We start from the raw sequence: 16815 nt of genomic DNA, 5'->3' as shown, positions 1-16815 counted from the left end.
AAAACTGCTGAGTACCAGAGGCTTCACGTGTTGTTCTACTGTTCCGCGCTGCCGTTGTCACGTCGGACTTTTCACTTCGTCGCCGGGCTGATCCGTCGGCACCGCCGCGCGATCGGCTCGGCCTGGCGCAAGCTCGACCCGGGCCGGCAAGCCCTGCTCGTGCTGGGCCACCTGCGTCAAGCCGAGACCTACGCCGGTCTCGGGGGCGGGTTCGACCTCTCGACGACCACCGCATGGCGTTACGTCGGCGAGACCGTGGAATTGCTGGCTGCCCGTGCCCCGAAGTTGCGGTCGGCGCTGAAGCAGGCGGAAACCGACGGGCACGCCTATCTGATCCTGGACGGAACGCTGATCCCGATCGAGCGGGTGGCCGCCGACCGGCCCTACTACTCGGGAGGACACCGCCACCACGGGATGAACGTGCAGGTCATCGCCACACCCGACGGGGATGTCGTGTGGGTGTCGGGTGCATCGCCCGACAGCGTGCACGATACGAAGGCCGCCTGGATCTGGCAGATCGTGGCCGAGCTCGAGCGCGGCGGATAGATCGTCCTGGCGGACCAGGGCTATCACGGTATCGACGGCCTGCTCACTCCGTACAAGGGGCGCGGCAGTTCAAGGAATACACGACACCTCCGCGGCGCCAACAGACGTCGAGGAAAGTGGTCGCCAGGACCGGAACCGAACCGGCCTGAAGCGACGTGTCAGCTCAGGATGCGCAATATCTCCGCATGACGATTCGCGGAATGACCTGTTACGCCTGCGCCGACGAAGGCCCGCCCGAGAAAACAGGTATGTCCCCGGTCATTCGACCCTCGTGGGAGTACTCCGGACGGACGATGCTGAAACGAAATCCACCAGCACCGTCCCGCGGAGGCTTTCATGTTCTCATCGAATGCCCAGTACCCAGACAGTGTCAGCGACGACAGCGCCCGTTGTGTCGAAGACACTTTGCCGATCCGTCGTTTCGTGGCCTGCGATAAGCTCTTCGGGCCTCTGACCTGCGCGTGTTCCGCCTGCGCGTTCGAGGATCTCGAGTGGGTTCCCTCGTCCGGTGTGCACTTCCAGCTGAGTCCCCGCCAGAACAGGTGTCCGGTCTTCAAAGTCGGCGCCGATCCACGGCAGCCACCGTTGTGGCGTGTGTCCCGCGAGATCGTTGCAACGGGGAACCACCGGCAGGAGGCGGCTGCGACCTGAGTGGCAAGCCGTGCGCTTCGATGACTGCTTTATTACCTCTTGCCTACGGATACGTGCGCGACGATCTGCTGAGTGACCGCGACCCGAAGTCCGCCGACAACATACTGCGGGCTGCCGCCAGATCACTCGGGTATGCGCTGGGCACCGTATTCCACGAGCCGGCACCACAGAACGCGACACTGCCCCCAGCGTTCGTCGATCTCGTCCGGGAATGCCGGCGAGCCGAGGCACACTCCGTGCTGACGCTCCCCGGACACCTGCCTGGCATGTCCGTGTGCCGCATGGTCCTCCTCGCGATCCTCGAGGCACGAGCCGAAGCCGCAGTACAAGAAGTCCGCCCCTGAGTCTGGTGACGCGTTGGGTGGCACCGCGCGCGCCCTCGCTCTCCTGCCGGATCTACCGCACCCCGGCCGGGGCCCCGGTCTCGACCAGCTCCGGCAGGCCCTCCAGGAAGCCGCCAGCACCGCAGTCTGACCGCTCACTCGCAGCCTCGTCGTAGCGTCGGGAACGGAGGATGAAGCGCCCCAAAAATTCTGACAGCTACACCGGTTCTCTGTTCCGTTCCTACTGGGACCCCCATATCCGATCAGCGACCTGGTCGCCTCGGCGCCGCGTGAGGCTCACCGAGGGGCGGCGTGTACATGCGATCGCAGACCCTGCACGCCGAACAGGATGAGCAGCTCGACCGTGCCGCCGTCGGCGCTGCCCAGCCAGTGCGGTAGGGAGGTGTCGAATTCCGCGGCCTCGCCGGGCGGCAAGGTCAGGTCGCGCTCGCCGACTACCAATCGGAGGCGGCCGTCGAGCACATACAGCCACTCGAAGCCGTCGTGCGTCTGCGGCGTCGGCTCCAGCGGCGCCGGACGCGCGGGAATGATCATCTTGAACGCGTGCACCCCGCCAGGCCGCCGGGACAGCGGCACGAAGATCATCCCGAACCGCCGGATCGGTTTCAGATGGATTCGGGGATCGCCGGTGCGGGGCGCACCGACGAGGTCGTCCAACGGCACGTCGTAGGTGCGAGCGAGCGGCAGCAGCAACTCGAGGGTTGCCCGGCGCTGCCCGCTCTCCAGCCGGGACAGTGTGCTCTCGGAGACGCCGGTCGTCGTCGCGAGGTCGGCGAGGGTGATGCCGCGCTCGCGCCGTAACGCACGCAGCCGCGGGCCGACCGCGTCGAGCACGTCATCTGTTTCGGGGTCCATGCGCCCATCTTGCCGGAACCGCAAGATTGCGTGTCAGATCGTGGTGCACCGGATGAGACTGAGCCTATTCCGACAATAGGAGTTTTGATGGCCACCACCGATGCGGTTACGTTCTGGGACGGCGTGTACGCCGACCGGCCGGCGCCCGCGGACCCGCGCCCGAATGTTCTGCTCGCCGAGACGGTTCCGGATATGCCACCGGGCGACGTCTTGGACCTCGGCTGCGGCGACGGCGGCGACGCGTTATGGCTCGCCCGGCGCGGTTGGCGGGTGACCGCAGTTGACATCTCGGCCGTGGCGATCGAGCGGCTCGCCGGCCTCGCACGCGCGCACGGCCTGCACGACCGGATCGCCGGCGAGCGGCACGACCTGCGCGAGTCCTTTCCCGGCGGGCGGTTCGACCTGGTCTCCGCGCATTACCTGCCCACCCCGTTCGACCTCGACCGAGCGTCCGTCCTGCGCCTGGCCGCCTACGCGCTGCGGCTGGGCGGGCGGCTGCTGGTCGTCGACCACGGCTCGACCGCGCCCTGGTCGTGGAATCAGGATCCCGACGTCCGGTACCCGTCCCCGCATGAGGTCGCGGCCGGGATGGACCTGGATCCGGCGACGTGGACGGTCGAGCGCGCCAACGCGCCCCGCCGTACCGCGACGGGACCGGACGGGCGCACCGCCGAGGTCACCGACCACGTCCTGCTCATCCGCCGCACCGCCTAACCCCCTGCGAAGGAGACCATCGTGCCAACCATCAAGCGCCGCAACGACACTCCGCCGCCCCGCACCGGAAGCAGCGAGGCCGAGGTGCTGCGCGGCTTTCTCGACTATCTGCGGGCCACGATCGCCGCGAAGGTCGAGGGCGCCCCCGAACCGCAGGTACGAACGGCCGCGGTGGCGTCGGGCACGAACCTGCTCGGCCTGCTCCGGCATCTCACCTTCGTCGAGCGCTCGATGTTCCTCGGAGACCGGGTCACCAACTGGCAGGCAACGTTCCAGGCCGCACCGACCGACACCGTGGCCGACGTCGTCGCCCGCTATCGCGAGGCGGTCGAGCGGGCCAACGAAATACTCGACGGCTGCACCGATCTCGGCGCACCGGTGCCGCGGCCGGGCCGTTCCGCTCCCAGCCTCCGCTGGGCACTCACCCACATGATCGAGGAGACCGGCCGCCACGCGGGCCACGCCGACATCCTCCGCGAACTATTCGACGGCACGACCGGCCGCTGACTTCATTAGGACAGGACCACATGATCACCGCAACCCGGCCGCACGGCTTGCTCCGCTCCACGCGCGCGGTCGCCACCATCCTCGCGATCCTGCTCACGATGGGGACCGCGGCCTGCTCCACGACTACCCCCGCCGTCCCCTCCTACGCCGCGGCCACGCACGGGGATCCCCAGTTCGAGAACACTTTTCAGCACAAGTTCGCCGACGTAGACGGCGTTCGCATGCACTATGTGACCGGCGGCCACGGCAGCCCGGTGGTGCTGATCCACGGCTGGCCCCAGACCTGGTACGGCTGGTGGCCGATCATGCCCGCGCTCGCCGAACACCACACCGTCTACGCCGTCGACCTCCCCGGACTGGGTGACAGCACCGGCGCACCGACCGGCTACGACAAGGCCACCCTCGCCCGGTACGCGCACACCCTGATCGCCGACCGGCTCGGCGTGCGGGACGCCCAGGTCGTCGGACACGACTTCGGCGCCGCCGTCGCGTTCGAGTACGCCGACCAGTTCCCCGCCGACACCGCCCGCCTCGGCTACCTCGACCTGCCGCTCCCCGGCCCCGCGATCGATGCACGCACCTACCGCACGCTGAGCTGGCACATCGCCTTCCACTCCCAGCCACAGGTCCCCGAAGCGATCGTCGGCGACCATGTCCGCGAGTATCTGGCCATGTTCTACCCGCAGGTCTCCTTCGGCGGCACGGCATTCGGCGGCACCTCGGAGCGGTCCCCGTTCACCGACGCCGAGATCGACGAATTCGCCCGCACCTACAGCAGGCCCGCGGCACTCTCGGGCGGCTTCGAGCTCTACCGCGCTCTCGACAAGGACGTCCGCGACACCGTGGCCGATCTACCGACATCGGTCCCGACCCTGCTCATGACCGCCCAGGGCCAACTCGACGCGATCCGAGCCACGGTCTCTGCGCGCCTGACCAATATCGTGGCAGCAGTTGACGTTCCGCACGCGGGGCACTGGCTCGTCGAGGAGAATCCCCAGTTCGTCACCGCAGAGCTCGAACATTTCCTCGACTGACGACATCCGGCCCGGTCGGAGGGCGACCTCCGTCATGGTCGATGCCAGGTTTCTTGCTCTGCCAGTGCGGCCATGGTCAGGGTGAGGTGTCGGGTCAGTATGTCGGCGGCGGTGTCGGTGTCACGGGCCAGCGCCGCCTCCTCCAATCGGCGATGCTCGTCGATGCTGTCGCGGTCGGGGTCGCGGTGTGCCGACCAGCGGCGGGTCAGCTCGCTCGCGACCCGCAGCCGGTCGAAGGTTCCCAGCATGCCCTCGTGCTCAGAACGCGAAGCCGGTGGTCGTCGTATCGGTCGATATCTGTGCTGTACGGCGTGCCCATACATGTCACGGTGGGACGATTTCTGGACAGCTGCGATCGCTAGGTCATCGGATCGCCCGCTATTTCGTCGCGGTGACGAGCCGGTTACGGTAAAATCCGTCGTCTTGCCGCCATGGGGGAAATCGCGCCATCGGGTGGGTCTTAACTGCCACACTGTCTGACTTGGTCACCGAATGCACACGCGTCTGATTAGTGTCTTGCCAAGTCCGATCGTGCCCACAGCAAGGCCCGCGGATCTCCAAGTTTCAGGGCATGCGCGCCGCGGGCCACTTGTGCCCGATCGGTGCTGGAAGGGCCGTCATGGCAGGTAATTCCATCACAGGGCGAGTCATCGACGGACTGCGCGTTCTCCGAGCTGACCCGCCGAGTAGGCCAGGTCTGCTACGAGCGCTGCTGGTTCTCGGGCTCGTGGTACCAACGTTGGTGTCTGCTGTCTACATGTGGGTCATGTGGGATCCCGAGGTATATCTCAAACACGTCCCGGTGGCAGTCGCCAGCGACGACGTCGGCGGCATCGACAATGGCAAACCCGAAAACCTCGGTGCCCAGATCTTGGACGGGCTCGCCTCGGGCAAAGACGTGGAATTCCATCGCGTCTCCAGCGCCGAAGCAGTGGCCGGACTACGGGAGTCCCGCTACGCCTTCTCCGTCGTCATTCCTCGCGATTTCACTCGCGACATTCTCACCGTCACCGACCCCAAACCCACGCCCGCACGAATCAATGTCTGGTACAACGACTTCAATGGAACATTCGGATCCCTGGTAGCCGACAGCATCATCGCACAAGCACAACGGCAAATCACCGCTTCGATCGGGCGGGAGTTCGCCACCCAGGTCCTCATCGGCATCAACAGTCTCGGCTCCGGATTCGGCGACGCCGCCCACGGCGCAACTCAACTCGCGGACGGCACCGCACAACTCGCCGACGGATCAGCACAACTGGCTACCGGGCTCGATCAAGCACTGACCGGCAGCACTCAACTCGCCGACGGCACCGGCCAGCTCAGCAACGGGGCCACACAGTTGGTCACCGGAGCGACCCAACTCGTCGGTGGCACAGACCAACTTGGTAACGGGGCCGCCCAGATCCGCGACGGAGTCGACCAGATCGCCGCACCGCTCCTGGCCGCACTCACCCCGTTCGATCAGCTCGCCACCCAGCTGGATTCTCTGCTGGACAAACTGGCCCCCAGTTCCGATCCGGCGATGGCCTCCGCCGTCACACAACTACGATCACTGCTCAACCAGGTCCGCCAAACCAACCCCGACAGCATCACTTCCCAGATCACCCAACTACGCGACGGCACACGCGAACTCGCCCGGCAACTCACCGACCCCAACGCCGACTACCGCGCCGGGATGCTGGCACTGGCACAGGGCGCAGGACAGCTACGCGACGGCACGCAAGCACTCGATCAGGGAACCAAGCAGCTCACCACCGGACTCGGGCAGCTCGCCACCGGCGGCCACCAGCTCAAGGACGGCGCCGAACAGCTCGACAACGGTATGCACCAACTCGACGCCGGACTCACCGACGGGTCGGCAGCCGCACCCCACATCGCCGACCCGAACGCCTCGGCCAGCATGTTCAGCCAGCCGTTCTCGATGAACATCTCCAACCAGGAGCCCGCCCAACGGGTCGTCAACGGCGATCGCAGCCAAAAAGTTCTTGCCGGCGGCGCAGGCCCGGTCATCGTGGTCCTAGGAACATTCCTCACCGTCATCGTCGCCTGGATGCTGCTGAAACCGTCGCGGGCAAGCACACAACCCGGCTCGCTGCGACGCCGTGCACTACGCTCAGTGGTCGACAAGACGCTGATCGGTGCGGTGTGGGGAATCGTCGCGGCCGGCGCCACTGCGGCATACGGCAAATCGATTGGATGGGAACCGAACAACTGGGCCACCATGATTGCTGTCGTGGTTCTCGTCGGTATCACTGCCGCGGTCACCACGCACATGTTCATCGTTGTCGTTGGGCGCGTCGCGGGCAGCATCGCAGCGTTCAGTTTCTACATGTTCGGCCTGTTCGCATTCGGTGGCGTGTTCCCACTCGGCACCACTCCCTTGGCATTCAAGCCGTTCGCCGATATCAGCCCACTCACCTTTGCGCGGCGCGCCATCATCCGTTGCGACATAGGCCTTTACGACCAGATGTTCTGGATCTCGGTTATGATGCTGACCGCAATGACCGCGCTCACCCTCACGATCGCGGTCTCTGCACAATATCTACGGCTGCGTGCAACGACCGGCAGCAGACCCAAACCCCTCGGCGCCGCCGACGAATTCACGGTGCCCGCCTGAGCTGCTGCCCCAACAAACTCAACCGAAGCTCCCCCGGCCTCGTCTCGTCAACCCCGAGATCTGCTGCGCTGTTGAGCCAAACCCTCACATTCGACCGAGGCCCGAAGCCCTCGACCAGGACGTCCTTCCAGCCACCGAGTCACCAACCTCTCATGTCAGTACATCTAGATTCAGGGGCGGGTACCCACGTACCGGGTGGGGACTGCAGCGCGGGCCGGGATGAGGGTGACCGGTCCGACACACATCGGCTGCACGTGGCACAGGTCTACCAGCAACGAACCACCTGAGTGCAGTTGCAGTTCTAAACGACGACGGGCGTGCACGCTGCCGGGCGTGCACCACCCACGACGACCTGACAAGCCCCGACGACGGCGGTATCCAGCCGTGGCTGGGCATCCTGAACCAGGGCGCGGCCCGCTCGCGCGTCTCGGTCAGCGGCACCCACACCAGGTCGGCGGCCTCCTCGGCGTCGGTGGGAGCGCCGACCTGACGCGGGATCCGGCCGATATAGACGTGGTGCGGGTTTCGACAGTCCCGGCATCGGCTTGAGGACGGCCACCAGTTGAAGCGATCCGACCTCGAACCGGTCTCCTCCAGTCGAGTGGTCACGTCGAGCCGGAACCGCTCATTGGAGTTGATACACCAGCGCGCTCGCGGTCAGAGAGCGTCGACCTGGTCGACGAAGGTCTCGCGATGGCGGCGGTTCGTCGTGACGAGCCCGTCCAGGGCATCGCGGGCCTGGAGCAGGTCGGAGATGTGCGCATCGAGGCGCGCACGTTCCTCCAGCAGGAGCGCCCAGGTCTCGTCGGACTGCTCGGCGCTCGGTGAGTCGACGCACGGGAGCAGCCCAACGATGGTGCGGCTCGACAGTCCGGCGGCATACAGGCGCTGGAGCAGGCGGACCCGCTCGACAGCGCCGTCCACGTAGGTCCGTTGGCCGCTGGGGCTGCGCGTGCTGGTCAGCAGTCCCTGTTCTTCGTAGTAGCGCAGTGAACGGACACTCACCCCTGCCTGCTCTGCCAGCTGACCGATCCGCACTGTGACCTCCATCGCAAGCACTTGCCTCTGACGTCAATGGTAGGTCTTACCGTCGAGGCATGCCAACCGAGACAACACTGTTCGACTCCTATGACCTCGCGGGCCTTCGGCTCCCGAACCGGATCGCGATGGCTCCGATGTCACGCGTGCGCTCCAACGCCGACGGCCTGGCGACAGCATCGATGGCGACGTACTACGCGCAGCGTGCGACCGCTGGGCTGATCATCACCGAGGGCACCCAGCCCAGCCTGATCGGCCAATCCAACCCAATGACGCCTGGACTGTACACCGACGCCCAGGTCGAGTCGTGGCGACAAGTCACCGCGGCGACCCACGCGAATGGCGGACGGATCTTCGCTCAGATCATGCACGGCGGACGGATCAGCCACCCGGACACCACCGGCCTGCAACCCGTCGGCCCCTCGGCCATCGCCGCGCGTGACGCGATGGTCTTCACCCCGACAGCGCCGCAGCCGGCACCCGTCCCCCGCGCGCTCGATACTGCCGAAGTCGCCCACGAGGCCCTGTCGTACGCGGCAGCGGCGAGTAGGGCGATCGAGGCAGGTTTCGACGGAGTCGAGCTGCACGGCGCCAACGGCTACCTCATCGGGCAGTTCCTCTCCAGCAATGCCAATCAGCGAACCGACCGTTACGGTGGCTCGATCACCGGTCGGATCCGTTTCGCCGTCGAGGCCGTAGAGGGCGCCGTGGAAGCGATCGGCGGCGACCGGGTCGGCATCCGTCTCAGTCCCGGTGCGGGAATCTGGGACGCGATCGAGGAAGACATCCCCGAGCTGTACGGCGCGCTATTGGCTGAGCTCGCCCAACACAATCTGGCGTACGTGCACCTGGAGGCGACCACCGACGAGGAGATCCTGGTCGAGCTGCGCCGAGCATGGCCCGGCACCCTGATCGTGAATCCCTCGAACCCGTTGGGTGCCACTCCTGCCGACCGCAAGGCCGCCGATCACTGGCTCGAGCTGGGTGCGGATGTGATCAGCTTCGGGCGGGCGTTCCTGGCCAACCCCGACCTGGTCGAGCGCCTGCGATCCGACCTTCCGCTCGACGAGGCCGACGAGGCGACCTATTACGCCGGCGGCGACAAGGGTTACCTCGACTACTCCGCCTACCGGCATCAGGCGACGTAGTCCATCAGACCGGCCGATACCGGATGCTCCGTGGGGCGCGGTCGGCGGGTTCGTGTCGCGAGCGTGATCGCCGACCGTACATCGCGGGATCGACAGACCATCGGCGATCGACTCAGCGTCACGCCACGGTTTGAACGGATAGCCGAGGGTGAACATGTCCGAATCCGAGCGGATTCCCAGGGACGGAACAGATCCCAGGTGCGTACCCGGAGTGGCCGGACGGCGTCGTGCCGATCCTGACCTGGGGCTGCGGCATGTACGCCGGTGTTAACTGCTTCAGCGAGGATGGTCAGGTCTTGCTCTTCGAGCCGAACCCGGATAGCGACGGATCGGGGGATCAGTGTTGGTTCCTCGACTCCGCCGGGCTCGCAGCGTGGCTGGAGACATGGCTCACGGGGACGGGCTGGTTCGAGGAGGAAGCCGTCGACCGAGACGACGTGGTCGAGCCGCAGCCCTGGGGCCAGGCCACAAGCCGGTTGTCTTCCGCCTCCTAGCTAAACCGTGATCGCATCGGAGACAGGGACGATGGTCAGCGGGACCTCGCTCAGCATGGCCGGGCTCAGAAAGCGTGCCATCGACTGTTGCCCGATGTCGCTGAGCATGATTTCGTGGATCTGGATGAGCTGCTTCGGTGCGATCTCGCGCACAAAGTCGACCGCGGCCGCGACCCTGGTCCAGGGCCCGCTGGTCGGCAGCAGTAGCGTCTCGACCGGCGCGGAGGGGACGTGGTAGGCGTCACCGGGGTGGTAGACGCGGCCGTCGACTAGGTAGCCGACATTCGCGCCGGCGGGAATGTCGGTATGGATCTCGGCGTGCCGGTCACCGACCACCGCAACGTCGAAGCCCGCCACGGTGAAACGATCGCCGGTGGCGACAACGCTGACTTGGTCACGCCGGTCAGCCCAACGCCCGACGGCGGCGGCTGGTCCGTAGACCCGCAGCTCCGGGCGGGTTTCCAGGGCGTTGTCGATCACCGCCTCGTCGAAGTGATCGAGGTGGTCGTGGGTGATCAGGATCGCGTCCGCGGCGGCAACAACCGCCGCCGCGTCCGGGGTGAAGGTCCCCGGGTCGACAACAATCCGGCCACCGTCTCCTACCAGCGATACGCAGGCATGGGCATGCTTTATCAATTGCACGGTCAGCTCCTCGGCTCAGATGTACAGGCTTTACTGTACAGGTCATGCTGCATATCGGCTAAACTGGTGCTATGAACGACACGTCCTCGACCCCGCAGGCGCCTACCGCCGACGAATTGGCTAACCATTTGCGGCTCGCGGTCGGCGCCCTGGTCCGTAGTACGCGCGTGGCCGACCGGCTCGCCCCCATTCTCGCTGCGGTGCTGGACATGCTCGACGTGCGCGGTCCGATGACCACCGCCGACCTGGCGGCGAGCAGAGGAGTCCGACACCAGACCATGGCCACGACGGTCAAGGAACTCGTCGAGGCGGGGTTCGTGGCCGCCGGTCCCGACCCGCGCGACGCGCGCAAGAAGGTCCTCGCGCTCACGGCGGCGGGAACCACGGCTATCAATGCCGATCGACGAGAGCGCGTCCACGTGCTAGCCGAAGCACTGCACCGGACCCTCACCGAGGACGAGCGTCGGGTGCTGGCGCATGCGTTGCAGCTCATCGATCGGATAACCGAAGCTGTTGCCGACATCTATCGGCCCGCGGCCGAGTCCCAACCTCTCACCGGAGCGTGGTGACCGTGCGGTGCACGACCGCCTCCGCACCGCTTCCGCGCCCGGGAAAAATCGTTGCCGTCGGTCTGAATTACGCCGCGCACGCCGCCGAAGTGGGTCGAGCGACCGCCGAGACACCCCAGATCTTTTTCAAGGCGCCCGGTACTGTTATCGGACCCGGCGAGGCCATCGTGCTACCTCCGGAGTCCTCCCGCGTGGAACACGAAGCCGAACTCGGGATCGTCATCGGCCGCCGCATACGGCGAGTGGATGCCATCGCCGCAGTGGACGCCATCGCCGGATACTGCTGTGCCAACGACGTTTCGGCTCGCGACATTCAGGACGAGCTGGGCCTGCCGGATTACGCCAAGTCCTTCGACACTTTCTGCCCGCTGGGACCGATGGTCGCGGCTGCGTCCGTCGACGTTACTGCTCTGCGGGTGGAATGCCTGGTCAACGGCAGAGTGCGGCAGTCGGGCCGCACCGCGGACATGCTCACCCCGGTCGGCGAGCTCCTCGCCTATATCACCGCGGCGATGACCCTGGAACCCGGCGATATCGTGCTGACCGGAACTCCCGCTGGCTCGGGCACCCTGTCGCCTGGTGATCGGGTCACCGTCAGGATCACCGGTGTGGGAAGTCTCACCAACCCGGTGACCGCCGAGGGGCAGCACTGAGCGACGGGCGCGCGAGACATGCAGCACCCTTCTCCACGTTCCTGCGCGCTGGGCTGGTGGACGGCTCGCGCGGCATTGGGACGGCCGACGCAGCCAGCGGGGTTCAGGTCACGGACAGATGGGCCGACGGGTCCCGCTAAGTTCTTCCGCCGTTCGTTGAGCATCGCGAGCGCATCAGCGTCTGTTTCCGCCTGCGCCGGTCGGCAATCTCCGTGCAGTGCAGCGACACTCGCTACAGTGGCAGCTTCGCGGTCGTTCTTGCGGCTACCACGCGCGAAAGCTGTCGCGCCCGGGCGGTCGCGGCGGCGCCACATCCACCAGCCTCACCCATCGTCACCAGCCACAGTGCCAAATTGTGCAACAACCACATTGTGGTCCGTAACCTGCGCTGGACGAAGTCAGTCGTTGCAGAGGAGATCCCGGCACACCGTCCTGATCGCGAGGTCGATGTGTTCGAGTGCCCGCAGGTGCGGCGTCACGACGAGATCGTTGACGACGGTGAATGCCGCGTGGATGCGGATGTGTGTTTCGGTGGGGTTCCATACGCCGTCTTCGCCATCGAACGCCAGGTCGACGACGTCAGCGCCGAACCGGATCTTCGGCGCCAGCGCGAACCTGTCGACCACATCGTCGATGTAGGACGAAATCGCTGATCTCGAACCCAAGCCGTGAGGCTGCCCGCGCTCGGGGCGAGGAGTAGATCCACCCGATCCGGCGCGGGTGTCCGATGAGGGCCTACGGCGTTATCAAGCCGACAGCGCCCCGGCGGCGCTACGGAAGTCGCTCGATACTTTCAATATATTCAAGAGCAATCGCCGTACTCGACACAGCACGGAACCAAGGCTCCGAGTTTCCGAAGGTCCTCGTGATCCTCGACGAGGAGGAAGGATCGCCCTTCAAGCTGTACTCGTACGAGAAACGCCTCAGTATCAAAGCCCTCTCCGACCGGGATCTTGCGCATCAGGCTGCCAGCGAGGACTCAGTCCTTGAGCACACCCGTCGACTGCCTGCTGATAATCGGCGACGGCTGCGAGGTAGTCACCCATCATGGCGCGGGATGTTGCACCCAGAACCGATCTGGTCACCCAGGCCGATCACCCGCACATTCGGATGACACCAAGCAGTTGCTAGCTGTCATCCGAATGCGGTTTCATTGCTGACATTTTCGTCCGGCCTCGCACGGTTCGACAGCAAGACCGAGATCCGGCACGCGTCGTGACGACGCGCAAACCCGGCGTTCACTGCTGCGAGTGGGTTCGCCTCCAACAGAGGACTCGGAGGCAATTCTGCTCAGTTCGTGTGGTCGATGGCGTGTTCGAGCCAGTCCAGCAGCGCGGTGGTGGCGGTTGTGTAGCCGTTGGCGTGGACCCCGGTGGCGGCGAAACGGGCCGCGTCGCTGCCCTGGCGGACCAGATCGCCCAGCGCGGTGTCGGTGGCCCGACTGGCGGTGTAGGTGTCGGCGAGCGAGCCGAACTGGGTTCCGGTGAACGCGGAGGCTGTGGCCGCGAGAATGTCGGTGGCGACGGGGACGACTCCTGACAGCGTGAGCACCGCGGCGAGGGGGTCACCGACGGCGAGTTTCTGTAGGGCGTTCCAGGCGATTTCCTGTGCTTGGCCGATGTCGGTGGCGATCCGCGCGATGTCGAGACCCGCCAGGAGCCTGACGATCTGAGCGGCCACCCCGACCCAGCCCGAGGGGTCCAGCGGCGCGGCCAACGTCAACGCGCGAGCCACGAGATGCAGGTCGATTCCGGCGACCATGCGAACGAGGGGGTTGAACTGGTTGTTCAGGTCCCCGGCGACCCGGTGCAGGCCGGGGATGTCGCCGGTGGCGACGAGCGCGGTTAGCTGGGCGAGGTCATTGACGATGGCAGGCACGTTCGCGGCGAACCCGGACAGCCCACCCAGCACGGTTACCACCTGCGCGAGCACCTGGGAGGGGTCCAGTTGACCGGTCGAGGCCGGGAGCGTCCCCGCCGTGCCCGTTCCTGCGCTGGGCACCGCCGCCGACGTCGAGCCCGGGAGCGAGGTGGAGGTGGTGGGTGCCACAGTGCCGGCCGGGGGCCGGTCCGCCGCCGGGGCGGGGTCGCCCTCTGCCGGAGCCGGGATGGAGGTCACGGCACGGCCCACCGCGGCGAGGGCCGGTGATGCCTGGGGCGAGGTCGAGCAGTACAGGTCACCCTCGGCACACACGCTGCGGACACGGTCGGTGAGAACGCCGAAGTCCTGGGAACGGGGACCGGCGATGCCCTGGCCGGACACGGGATCCCCGAGCTGGGCGGTGGCGGGGTCGCGGCGCGGGTCGGAGAGGAGTCCGACCGCGACGACTCGGGAGGCGGGTATCGGGCCTCGGTTGTTGCCGATCGCGGTGGCGAGGTCACCGACGATATCGGCGCCTTGGGAGTAGCCGGCGAGCACCACTCGCGTGCCCGAGCACAATCGGGCGAGGGTGGCGGTGAGTGCTTGTGCGCCTTGGGTTTGCGAGGTGGTGTAGGGGGCGGCGTCGGCGGTGTAGGCCAGGGTGCGGACGTCGATATCGCTGCCGTAGCGAGCGGCCAGGCCCTGGGCGACCGGTGCCAGCATTCCCACCGGCCGCGCTGGGTCGGCGGCCAGGGTGGTCTCCCATGTGCCCGGTACCAGCAGCGCGGTCCAGCGTGGGCAGTTCGCGGCGGCGGGGACCGGTGTCGGGTCTGCGGCGGCGGCACCGGCCCCGACGACGGTCGCGGTGGCGACGGCCGCACACAGCAGGCCACGAGCGAAGCGGCGGATGCGGGCGGTCCGAGAGTGGCTGTGGTGGCGGGTGCGCATGGTGATGCGATCTCCTGTCCGGGTCGGAGTCGGTGTCCCGGTGCCGGGATTCGTGGTCGCCGAGACGTTTCGAAAAAGGTCGGGTAGGGTTCGGTATTCGCGGAATGGCTGGTCGTGGTCGCGCGCTACGGTTCGGATCGGGAATCTCTCTGTGCCGCAGGGGGAATGGCGGCGGGGCGAGTAGCGGCGTAGTAGTCATCGCCGCGCCGGCGATATTCCGAGATTTGTACGGGCTCGTTGAATGTTGGTGCGTGCAGCATCTTTCCGGCACCCAGATAGAGCCCGACATGGTGCACGTTGTTGTCGGCGGTGCCGTAGAACACGAGATCACCAGGGGCGAGCTGGTTTTCGGGGATGCGGGGGCCGGTGTGGATTTGGTCGTAGGTGGTGCGGGGCAGGGTGATTCCGGCGGCGGCGTAAGCGGCCTGGGTGAGCCCGGAACAGTCCCAGCCGCCGTTCACGGTGGGGCCGTTGCCGCCCCACACATAGGGCTGGCCGAGCTGGCCGCACGCGAACGAGATCGCCTGCGCGGCAGCTGGACTCGCGGCGGCGAGGGTGTGGCAGTCACCGCCGCCGGATCCGGTGGTGGTGCGGTAGCGGGCGGCTTGGTCGAGGACCTGGTCGACGTAGGAGTCGGCGTGGTTGTAGGCGAATATCGCCGCGCGCAGATCAGCGGGTGCGCCCGAGTCGCACAGGTAGTGGGCGGCGGCGTGGATGGCGTCACTCGGGTTGTAGCGCGAGGGCGGGGCGGCCCCGCCGTCGGGGAGTCGATGCCGGGCCACCACGGCTTGGAAGGTCGGTTCCAGGAACTGCATCAGGCCCCCGGCACCAGCGGAGTTCTCCCCGGATTGCACGCCCGGTAGAGGTGAGCGGCCGTGGTCGGTTTCGATCTTGCCGATCGCGGCGAGCACCGACCAGTCCAGGCCGGGGCAATCACTCGCGGCCTGCTGGTAGAGCACCAGCAACTCGGGTGGGATGTCTTCTCGCGCTTGCGGGCTCGGTGCCCTGCCTGCCCCCGCCGACGAGGCAGGGTCGGGGGCGAGTAGTGGCTGGTCGTAGATGATGACGGTGGTGACTATGGCGGCGATGACCGCGATGCAAAACACGATTGCCGCACCGCCCGCGCCGAGTGCCTTGGCCAGCATCGGCTGCTCACCAGTACTCGAGTGTGGGCGGGCGTAGTGGTGGTGGTGCGGCGAGCATGATCTGTCCGCCGAGGGGGGCCGCGCTCTGCTCGGTGTCGAATTCTGGGTTGGGTGGGGTGCGGCGTGGCCACACGTCGGCCAGTTCGTGCAGGTGTAGACGGCTTGTGCTGGTGGTGTCGAGGGGTAGCCACACTCGGTCGGCGGGGCTCGGATCGGTTACGGGGGCGAGGAGTTCGGCGGCGGCGGTGGCGACTGGCACCGTCTCGGGGTCGGGCAGCCGCTCCCAGGTCTGGCGCACGGTCTCGCGGGCGTTGGTCTCGCGCAGGGCGGTCGGTACCCAGAACAGGACGGGGGTGATGAGGCCGGTAGTGCGTGCCAGTTCGCTGTAGCCGTTGAGTTTGGCGGCGACGCGGGGCAGCGCGGTGCTGGCGAGGTCGTATTCGAGGAAGAAATCCAACACCACCTTGGTGTGGGTGTAGCGGCCGAAGGCGTCGGGGCGGGCGAGGTCGCCCCACAGCCGCTGACAGCGGGTCTGGGACCACCACGCCGTGACTCGCCCGCCGCCGTCTTCCTGGTAGTGGTGGCGGTAGTGGCTGGTGAGGGTCGTGAACCAGTCGTTGACGCCGAGGGTGTGGGTCAGGTGCAGGCTGTGGGCGACGGCGAGGGTCCGTTGCTGGTTGTAGCCGAGTTCACGCACGCTGGTTGCGGCTTCCGCGGCCAGCACGGCGGCTCCGGCGGGGGCCAGGACCCAGTGGAAGGGGGCGCTGCCTCGGGTGCGTAACGGCCGGAACCGGTCCAGGACACCGTAGGTGCGCAGGCGCGACAGGCGGCGCAGGGCGATCTTGGGGGTCGGAAAGGCCAGTTCCGCGAGGTGGTTGGTAGTCAGGACGCGGTGCTCGTGCAGCATCCGCAGGATCCAGCGGTCACGCTCGGTCAGCCGCGCCACGAGTTCGACGGTGTCGCCCGACCGGGGCCGGTCGGGGCGTGGTGCGCGTAGATCGGCTTGCCGATCGGGGTGGGCGATCATCACTGCGGGGAGCCTTTCTC

The 16815-nt window shown here is 66.9% G+C and carries 17 protein-coding genes and 1 pseudogene; 9 read left to right on the top strand and 9 right to left on the bottom strand.

Annotated features, from left to right (window positions below; translation table 11 throughout):
- The first annotated feature begins 27 nt into the window (after nucleotides 1–27).
- On the top strand, nucleotides 28–546 hold the full coding sequence (locus NA5_RS17165; RefSeq protein WP_062987135.1) for an IS5/IS1182 family transposase: 519 nt from the start codon (nucleotides 28–30) through the stop codon (nucleotides 544–546).
- 1271 nt (nucleotides 547–1817) lie between these two features.
- Here the strand turns inward: NA5_RS17165 and NA5_RS17150 are convergent.
- Complete coding sequence (locus NA5_RS17150; protein WP_062987129.1) at nucleotides 1818–2396, bottom strand: helix-turn-helix domain-containing protein; 579 nt, start codon at nucleotides 2394–2396, stop codon at nucleotides 1818–1820.
- Nucleotides 2397–2483: 87 nt separating this feature from the next.
- Between NA5_RS17150 and NA5_RS17145 the strand changes: the two genes are divergently transcribed.
- From NA5_RS17145 to NA5_RS17135, 3 genes are read left to right on the top strand one after another with little or no spacing between them, the layout of a single operon-like run.
- The gene (locus NA5_RS17145; RefSeq protein ID WP_062987127.1) at nucleotides 2484–3110 is read left to right on the top strand and encodes a class I SAM-dependent methyltransferase; all 627 of its coding nucleotides are present in this window, start codon (nucleotides 2484–2486) and stop codon (nucleotides 3108–3110) included.
- Nucleotides 3111–3131: 21 nt separating this feature from the next.
- Nucleotides 3132–3617, top strand: coding sequence for a DinB family protein (locus NA5_RS17140; RefSeq protein ID WP_062987125.1), 486 nt, complete (start codon nucleotides 3132–3134; stop codon nucleotides 3615–3617).
- A gap of 20 nt (nucleotides 3618–3637) precedes the next feature.
- Nucleotides 3638–4651, top strand: a complete 1014-nt coding sequence (locus NA5_RS17135; RefSeq protein WP_062987123.1) for an alpha/beta fold hydrolase — start codon at nucleotides 3638–3640, stop codon at nucleotides 4649–4651.
- 32 nt (nucleotides 4652–4683) lie between these two features.
- Here the strand turns inward: NA5_RS17135 and NA5_RS17130 are convergent, their stop codons facing one another.
- On the bottom strand, nucleotides 4684–4899 hold the full coding sequence (locus NA5_RS17130) for an FCD domain-containing protein (protein WP_062987120.1): 216 nt from the start codon (nucleotides 4897–4899) through the stop codon (nucleotides 4684–4686).
- A 371-nt stretch (nucleotides 4900–5270) separates the two neighbouring features.
- Here NA5_RS17130 and NA5_RS17125 point away from each other — a divergent pair, with 371 nt between their 5' ends.
- Complete coding sequence (locus NA5_RS17125) at nucleotides 5271–7271, top strand: YhgE/Pip domain-containing protein (RefSeq protein ID WP_169811313.1); 2001 nt, start codon at nucleotides 5271–5273, stop codon at nucleotides 7269–7271.
- A gap of 657 nt (nucleotides 7272–7928) precedes the next feature.
- Here NA5_RS17125 and NA5_RS17120 read toward each other — a convergent pair.
- Nucleotides 7929–8321: a MerR family transcriptional regulator gene (locus tag NA5_RS17120; protein ID WP_062987116.1), complete on the bottom strand. Its 393-nt coding sequence runs from the start codon at nucleotides 8319–8321 to the stop codon at nucleotides 7929–7931.
- A 47-nt stretch (nucleotides 8322–8368) separates the two neighbouring features.
- Here NA5_RS17120 and NA5_RS17115 point away from each other — a divergent pair, with 47 nt between their 5' ends.
- Nucleotides 8369–9457, top strand: a complete 1089-nt coding sequence (locus NA5_RS17115; protein ID WP_062987113.1) for an alkene reductase — start codon at nucleotides 8369–8371, stop codon at nucleotides 9455–9457.
- Nucleotides 9458–9538: 81 nt separating this feature from the next.
- On the opposite strand, the pseudogene NA5_RS43205 reads toward NA5_RS17115, so the two are convergent.
- Nucleotides 9539–9777: pseudogene (locus NA5_RS43205) on the bottom strand (FAD-containing monooxygenase EthA); the annotation flags it as partial.
- Between NA5_RS43205 and NA5_RS17110 the strand changes: the two are divergent.
- Nucleotides 9685–9951 carry a hypothetical protein gene (locus NA5_RS17110; protein ID WP_218020104.1) on the top strand — a complete coding sequence of 89 codons (267 nt, stop codon included), beginning with the start codon at nucleotides 9685–9687 and terminating at the stop codon, nucleotides 9949–9951. The pseudogene NA5_RS43205 and the gene NA5_RS17110 overlap by 93 nt on opposite strands.
- Here NA5_RS17110 and NA5_RS17105 read toward each other — a convergent pair whose 3' ends face one another.
- Complete coding sequence (locus NA5_RS17105; protein ID WP_062987110.1) at nucleotides 9952–10593, bottom strand: MBL fold metallo-hydrolase; 642 nt, start codon at nucleotides 10591–10593, stop codon at nucleotides 9952–9954. It abuts the gene before it with no gap.
- Between the two features lie 71 nt (nucleotides 10594–10664).
- Here NA5_RS17105 and NA5_RS17100 point away from each other — a divergent pair, with 71 nt between their 5' ends.
- Nucleotides 10665–11162, top strand: a complete 498-nt coding sequence (locus tag NA5_RS17100; RefSeq protein ID WP_062987108.1) for a MarR family winged helix-turn-helix transcriptional regulator — start codon at nucleotides 10665–10667, stop codon at nucleotides 11160–11162.
- Between the two features lie 2 nt (nucleotides 11163–11164).
- On the top strand, nucleotides 11165–11815 hold the full coding sequence (locus NA5_RS17095) for a fumarylacetoacetate hydrolase family protein (RefSeq protein ID WP_062987228.1): 651 nt from the start codon (nucleotides 11165–11167) through the stop codon (nucleotides 11813–11815).
- Between the two features lie 398 nt (nucleotides 11816–12213).
- Here the strand turns inward: NA5_RS17095 and NA5_RS17090 are convergent, their stop codons facing one another.
- The 4 genes from NA5_RS17090 to NA5_RS17075 all read right to left on the bottom strand — a co-directional run bounded on the left by NA5_RS17090 (nucleotide 12214) and on the right by NA5_RS17075 (nucleotide 16795).
- Complete coding sequence (locus NA5_RS17090; protein ID WP_157110467.1) at nucleotides 12214–12480, bottom strand: hypothetical protein; 267 nt, start codon at nucleotides 12478–12480, stop codon at nucleotides 12214–12216.
- A 625-nt stretch (nucleotides 12481–13105) separates the two neighbouring features.
- Entirely contained in the window at nucleotides 13106–14623 is a 1518-nt protein-coding gene (locus NA5_RS17085) for a cutinase family protein (protein WP_062987104.1), read from the bottom strand.
- Between the two features lie 125 nt (nucleotides 14624–14748).
- Nucleotides 14749–15768: a C40 family peptidase gene (locus NA5_RS17080; protein WP_062987102.1), complete on the bottom strand. Its 1020-nt coding sequence runs from the start codon at nucleotides 15766–15768 to the stop codon at nucleotides 14749–14751.
- Between the two features lie 7 nt (nucleotides 15769–15775).
- The gene (locus NA5_RS17075; protein ID WP_062987100.1) at nucleotides 15776–16795 is read right to left on the bottom strand and encodes a replication-relaxation family protein; all 1020 of its coding nucleotides are present in this window, start codon (nucleotides 16793–16795) and stop codon (nucleotides 15776–15778) included.
- Between the last annotated feature and the right edge of the window lie 20 nt (nucleotides 16796–16815).

The organism is Nocardia anaemiae NBRC 100462 (assembly GCF_001612725.1).
Classification (GTDB): Bacteria; Actinomycetota; Actinomycetes; order Mycobacteriales; family Mycobacteriaceae; genus Nocardia; species Nocardia anaemiae.
This window is presented reverse-complemented; position numbering and strand designations above follow the sequence as displayed.

Bases quoted from the DNA above. Each gene is read 5' to 3' on its own strand.
- NA5_RS17150 (WP_062987129.1), bottom strand. From the start codon at position 2,396: ATGGACCCCGAAACAGATGACGTGCTCGACGCGGTCGGCCCGCGGCTG.
- NA5_RS17145 (WP_062987127.1), top strand. From the start codon at position 2,484: ATGGCCACCACCGATGCGGTTACGTTCTGGGACGGCGTGTACGCCGAC.
- NA5_RS17135 (WP_062987123.1), top strand. From the start codon at position 3,638: ATGATCACCGCAACCCGGCCGCACGGCTTGCTCCGCTCCACGCGCGCG.
- NA5_RS17130 (WP_062987120.1), bottom strand. From the start codon at position 4,899: ATGCTGGGAACCTTCGACCGGCTGCGGGTCGCGAGCGAGCTGACCCGC.
- NA5_RS17125 (WP_169811313.1), top strand. From the start codon at position 5,271: ATGGCAGGTAATTCCATCACAGGGCGAGTCATCGACGGACTGCGCGTT.
- NA5_RS17120 (WP_062987116.1), bottom strand. From the start codon at position 8,321: ATGGAGGTCACAGTGCGGATCGGTCAGCTGGCAGAGCAGGCAGGGGTG.
- NA5_RS17115 (WP_062987113.1), top strand. From the start codon at position 8,369: ATGCCAACCGAGACAACACTGTTCGACTCCTATGACCTCGCGGGCCTT.
- NA5_RS17100 (WP_062987108.1), top strand. From the start codon at position 10,665: ATGAACGACACGTCCTCGACCCCGCAGGCGCCTACCGCCGACGAATTG.
- NA5_RS17085 (WP_062987104.1), bottom strand. From the start codon at position 14,623: ATGCGCACCCGCCACCACAGCCACTCTCGGACCGCCCGCATCCGCCGC.
- NA5_RS17080 (WP_062987102.1), bottom strand. From the start codon at position 15,768: ATGCTGGCCAAGGCACTCGGCGCGGGCGGTGCGGCAATCGTGTTTTGC.
- NA5_RS17075 (WP_062987100.1), bottom strand. From the start codon at position 16,795: ATGATCGCCCACCCCGATCGGCAAGCCGATCTACGCGCACCACGCCCC.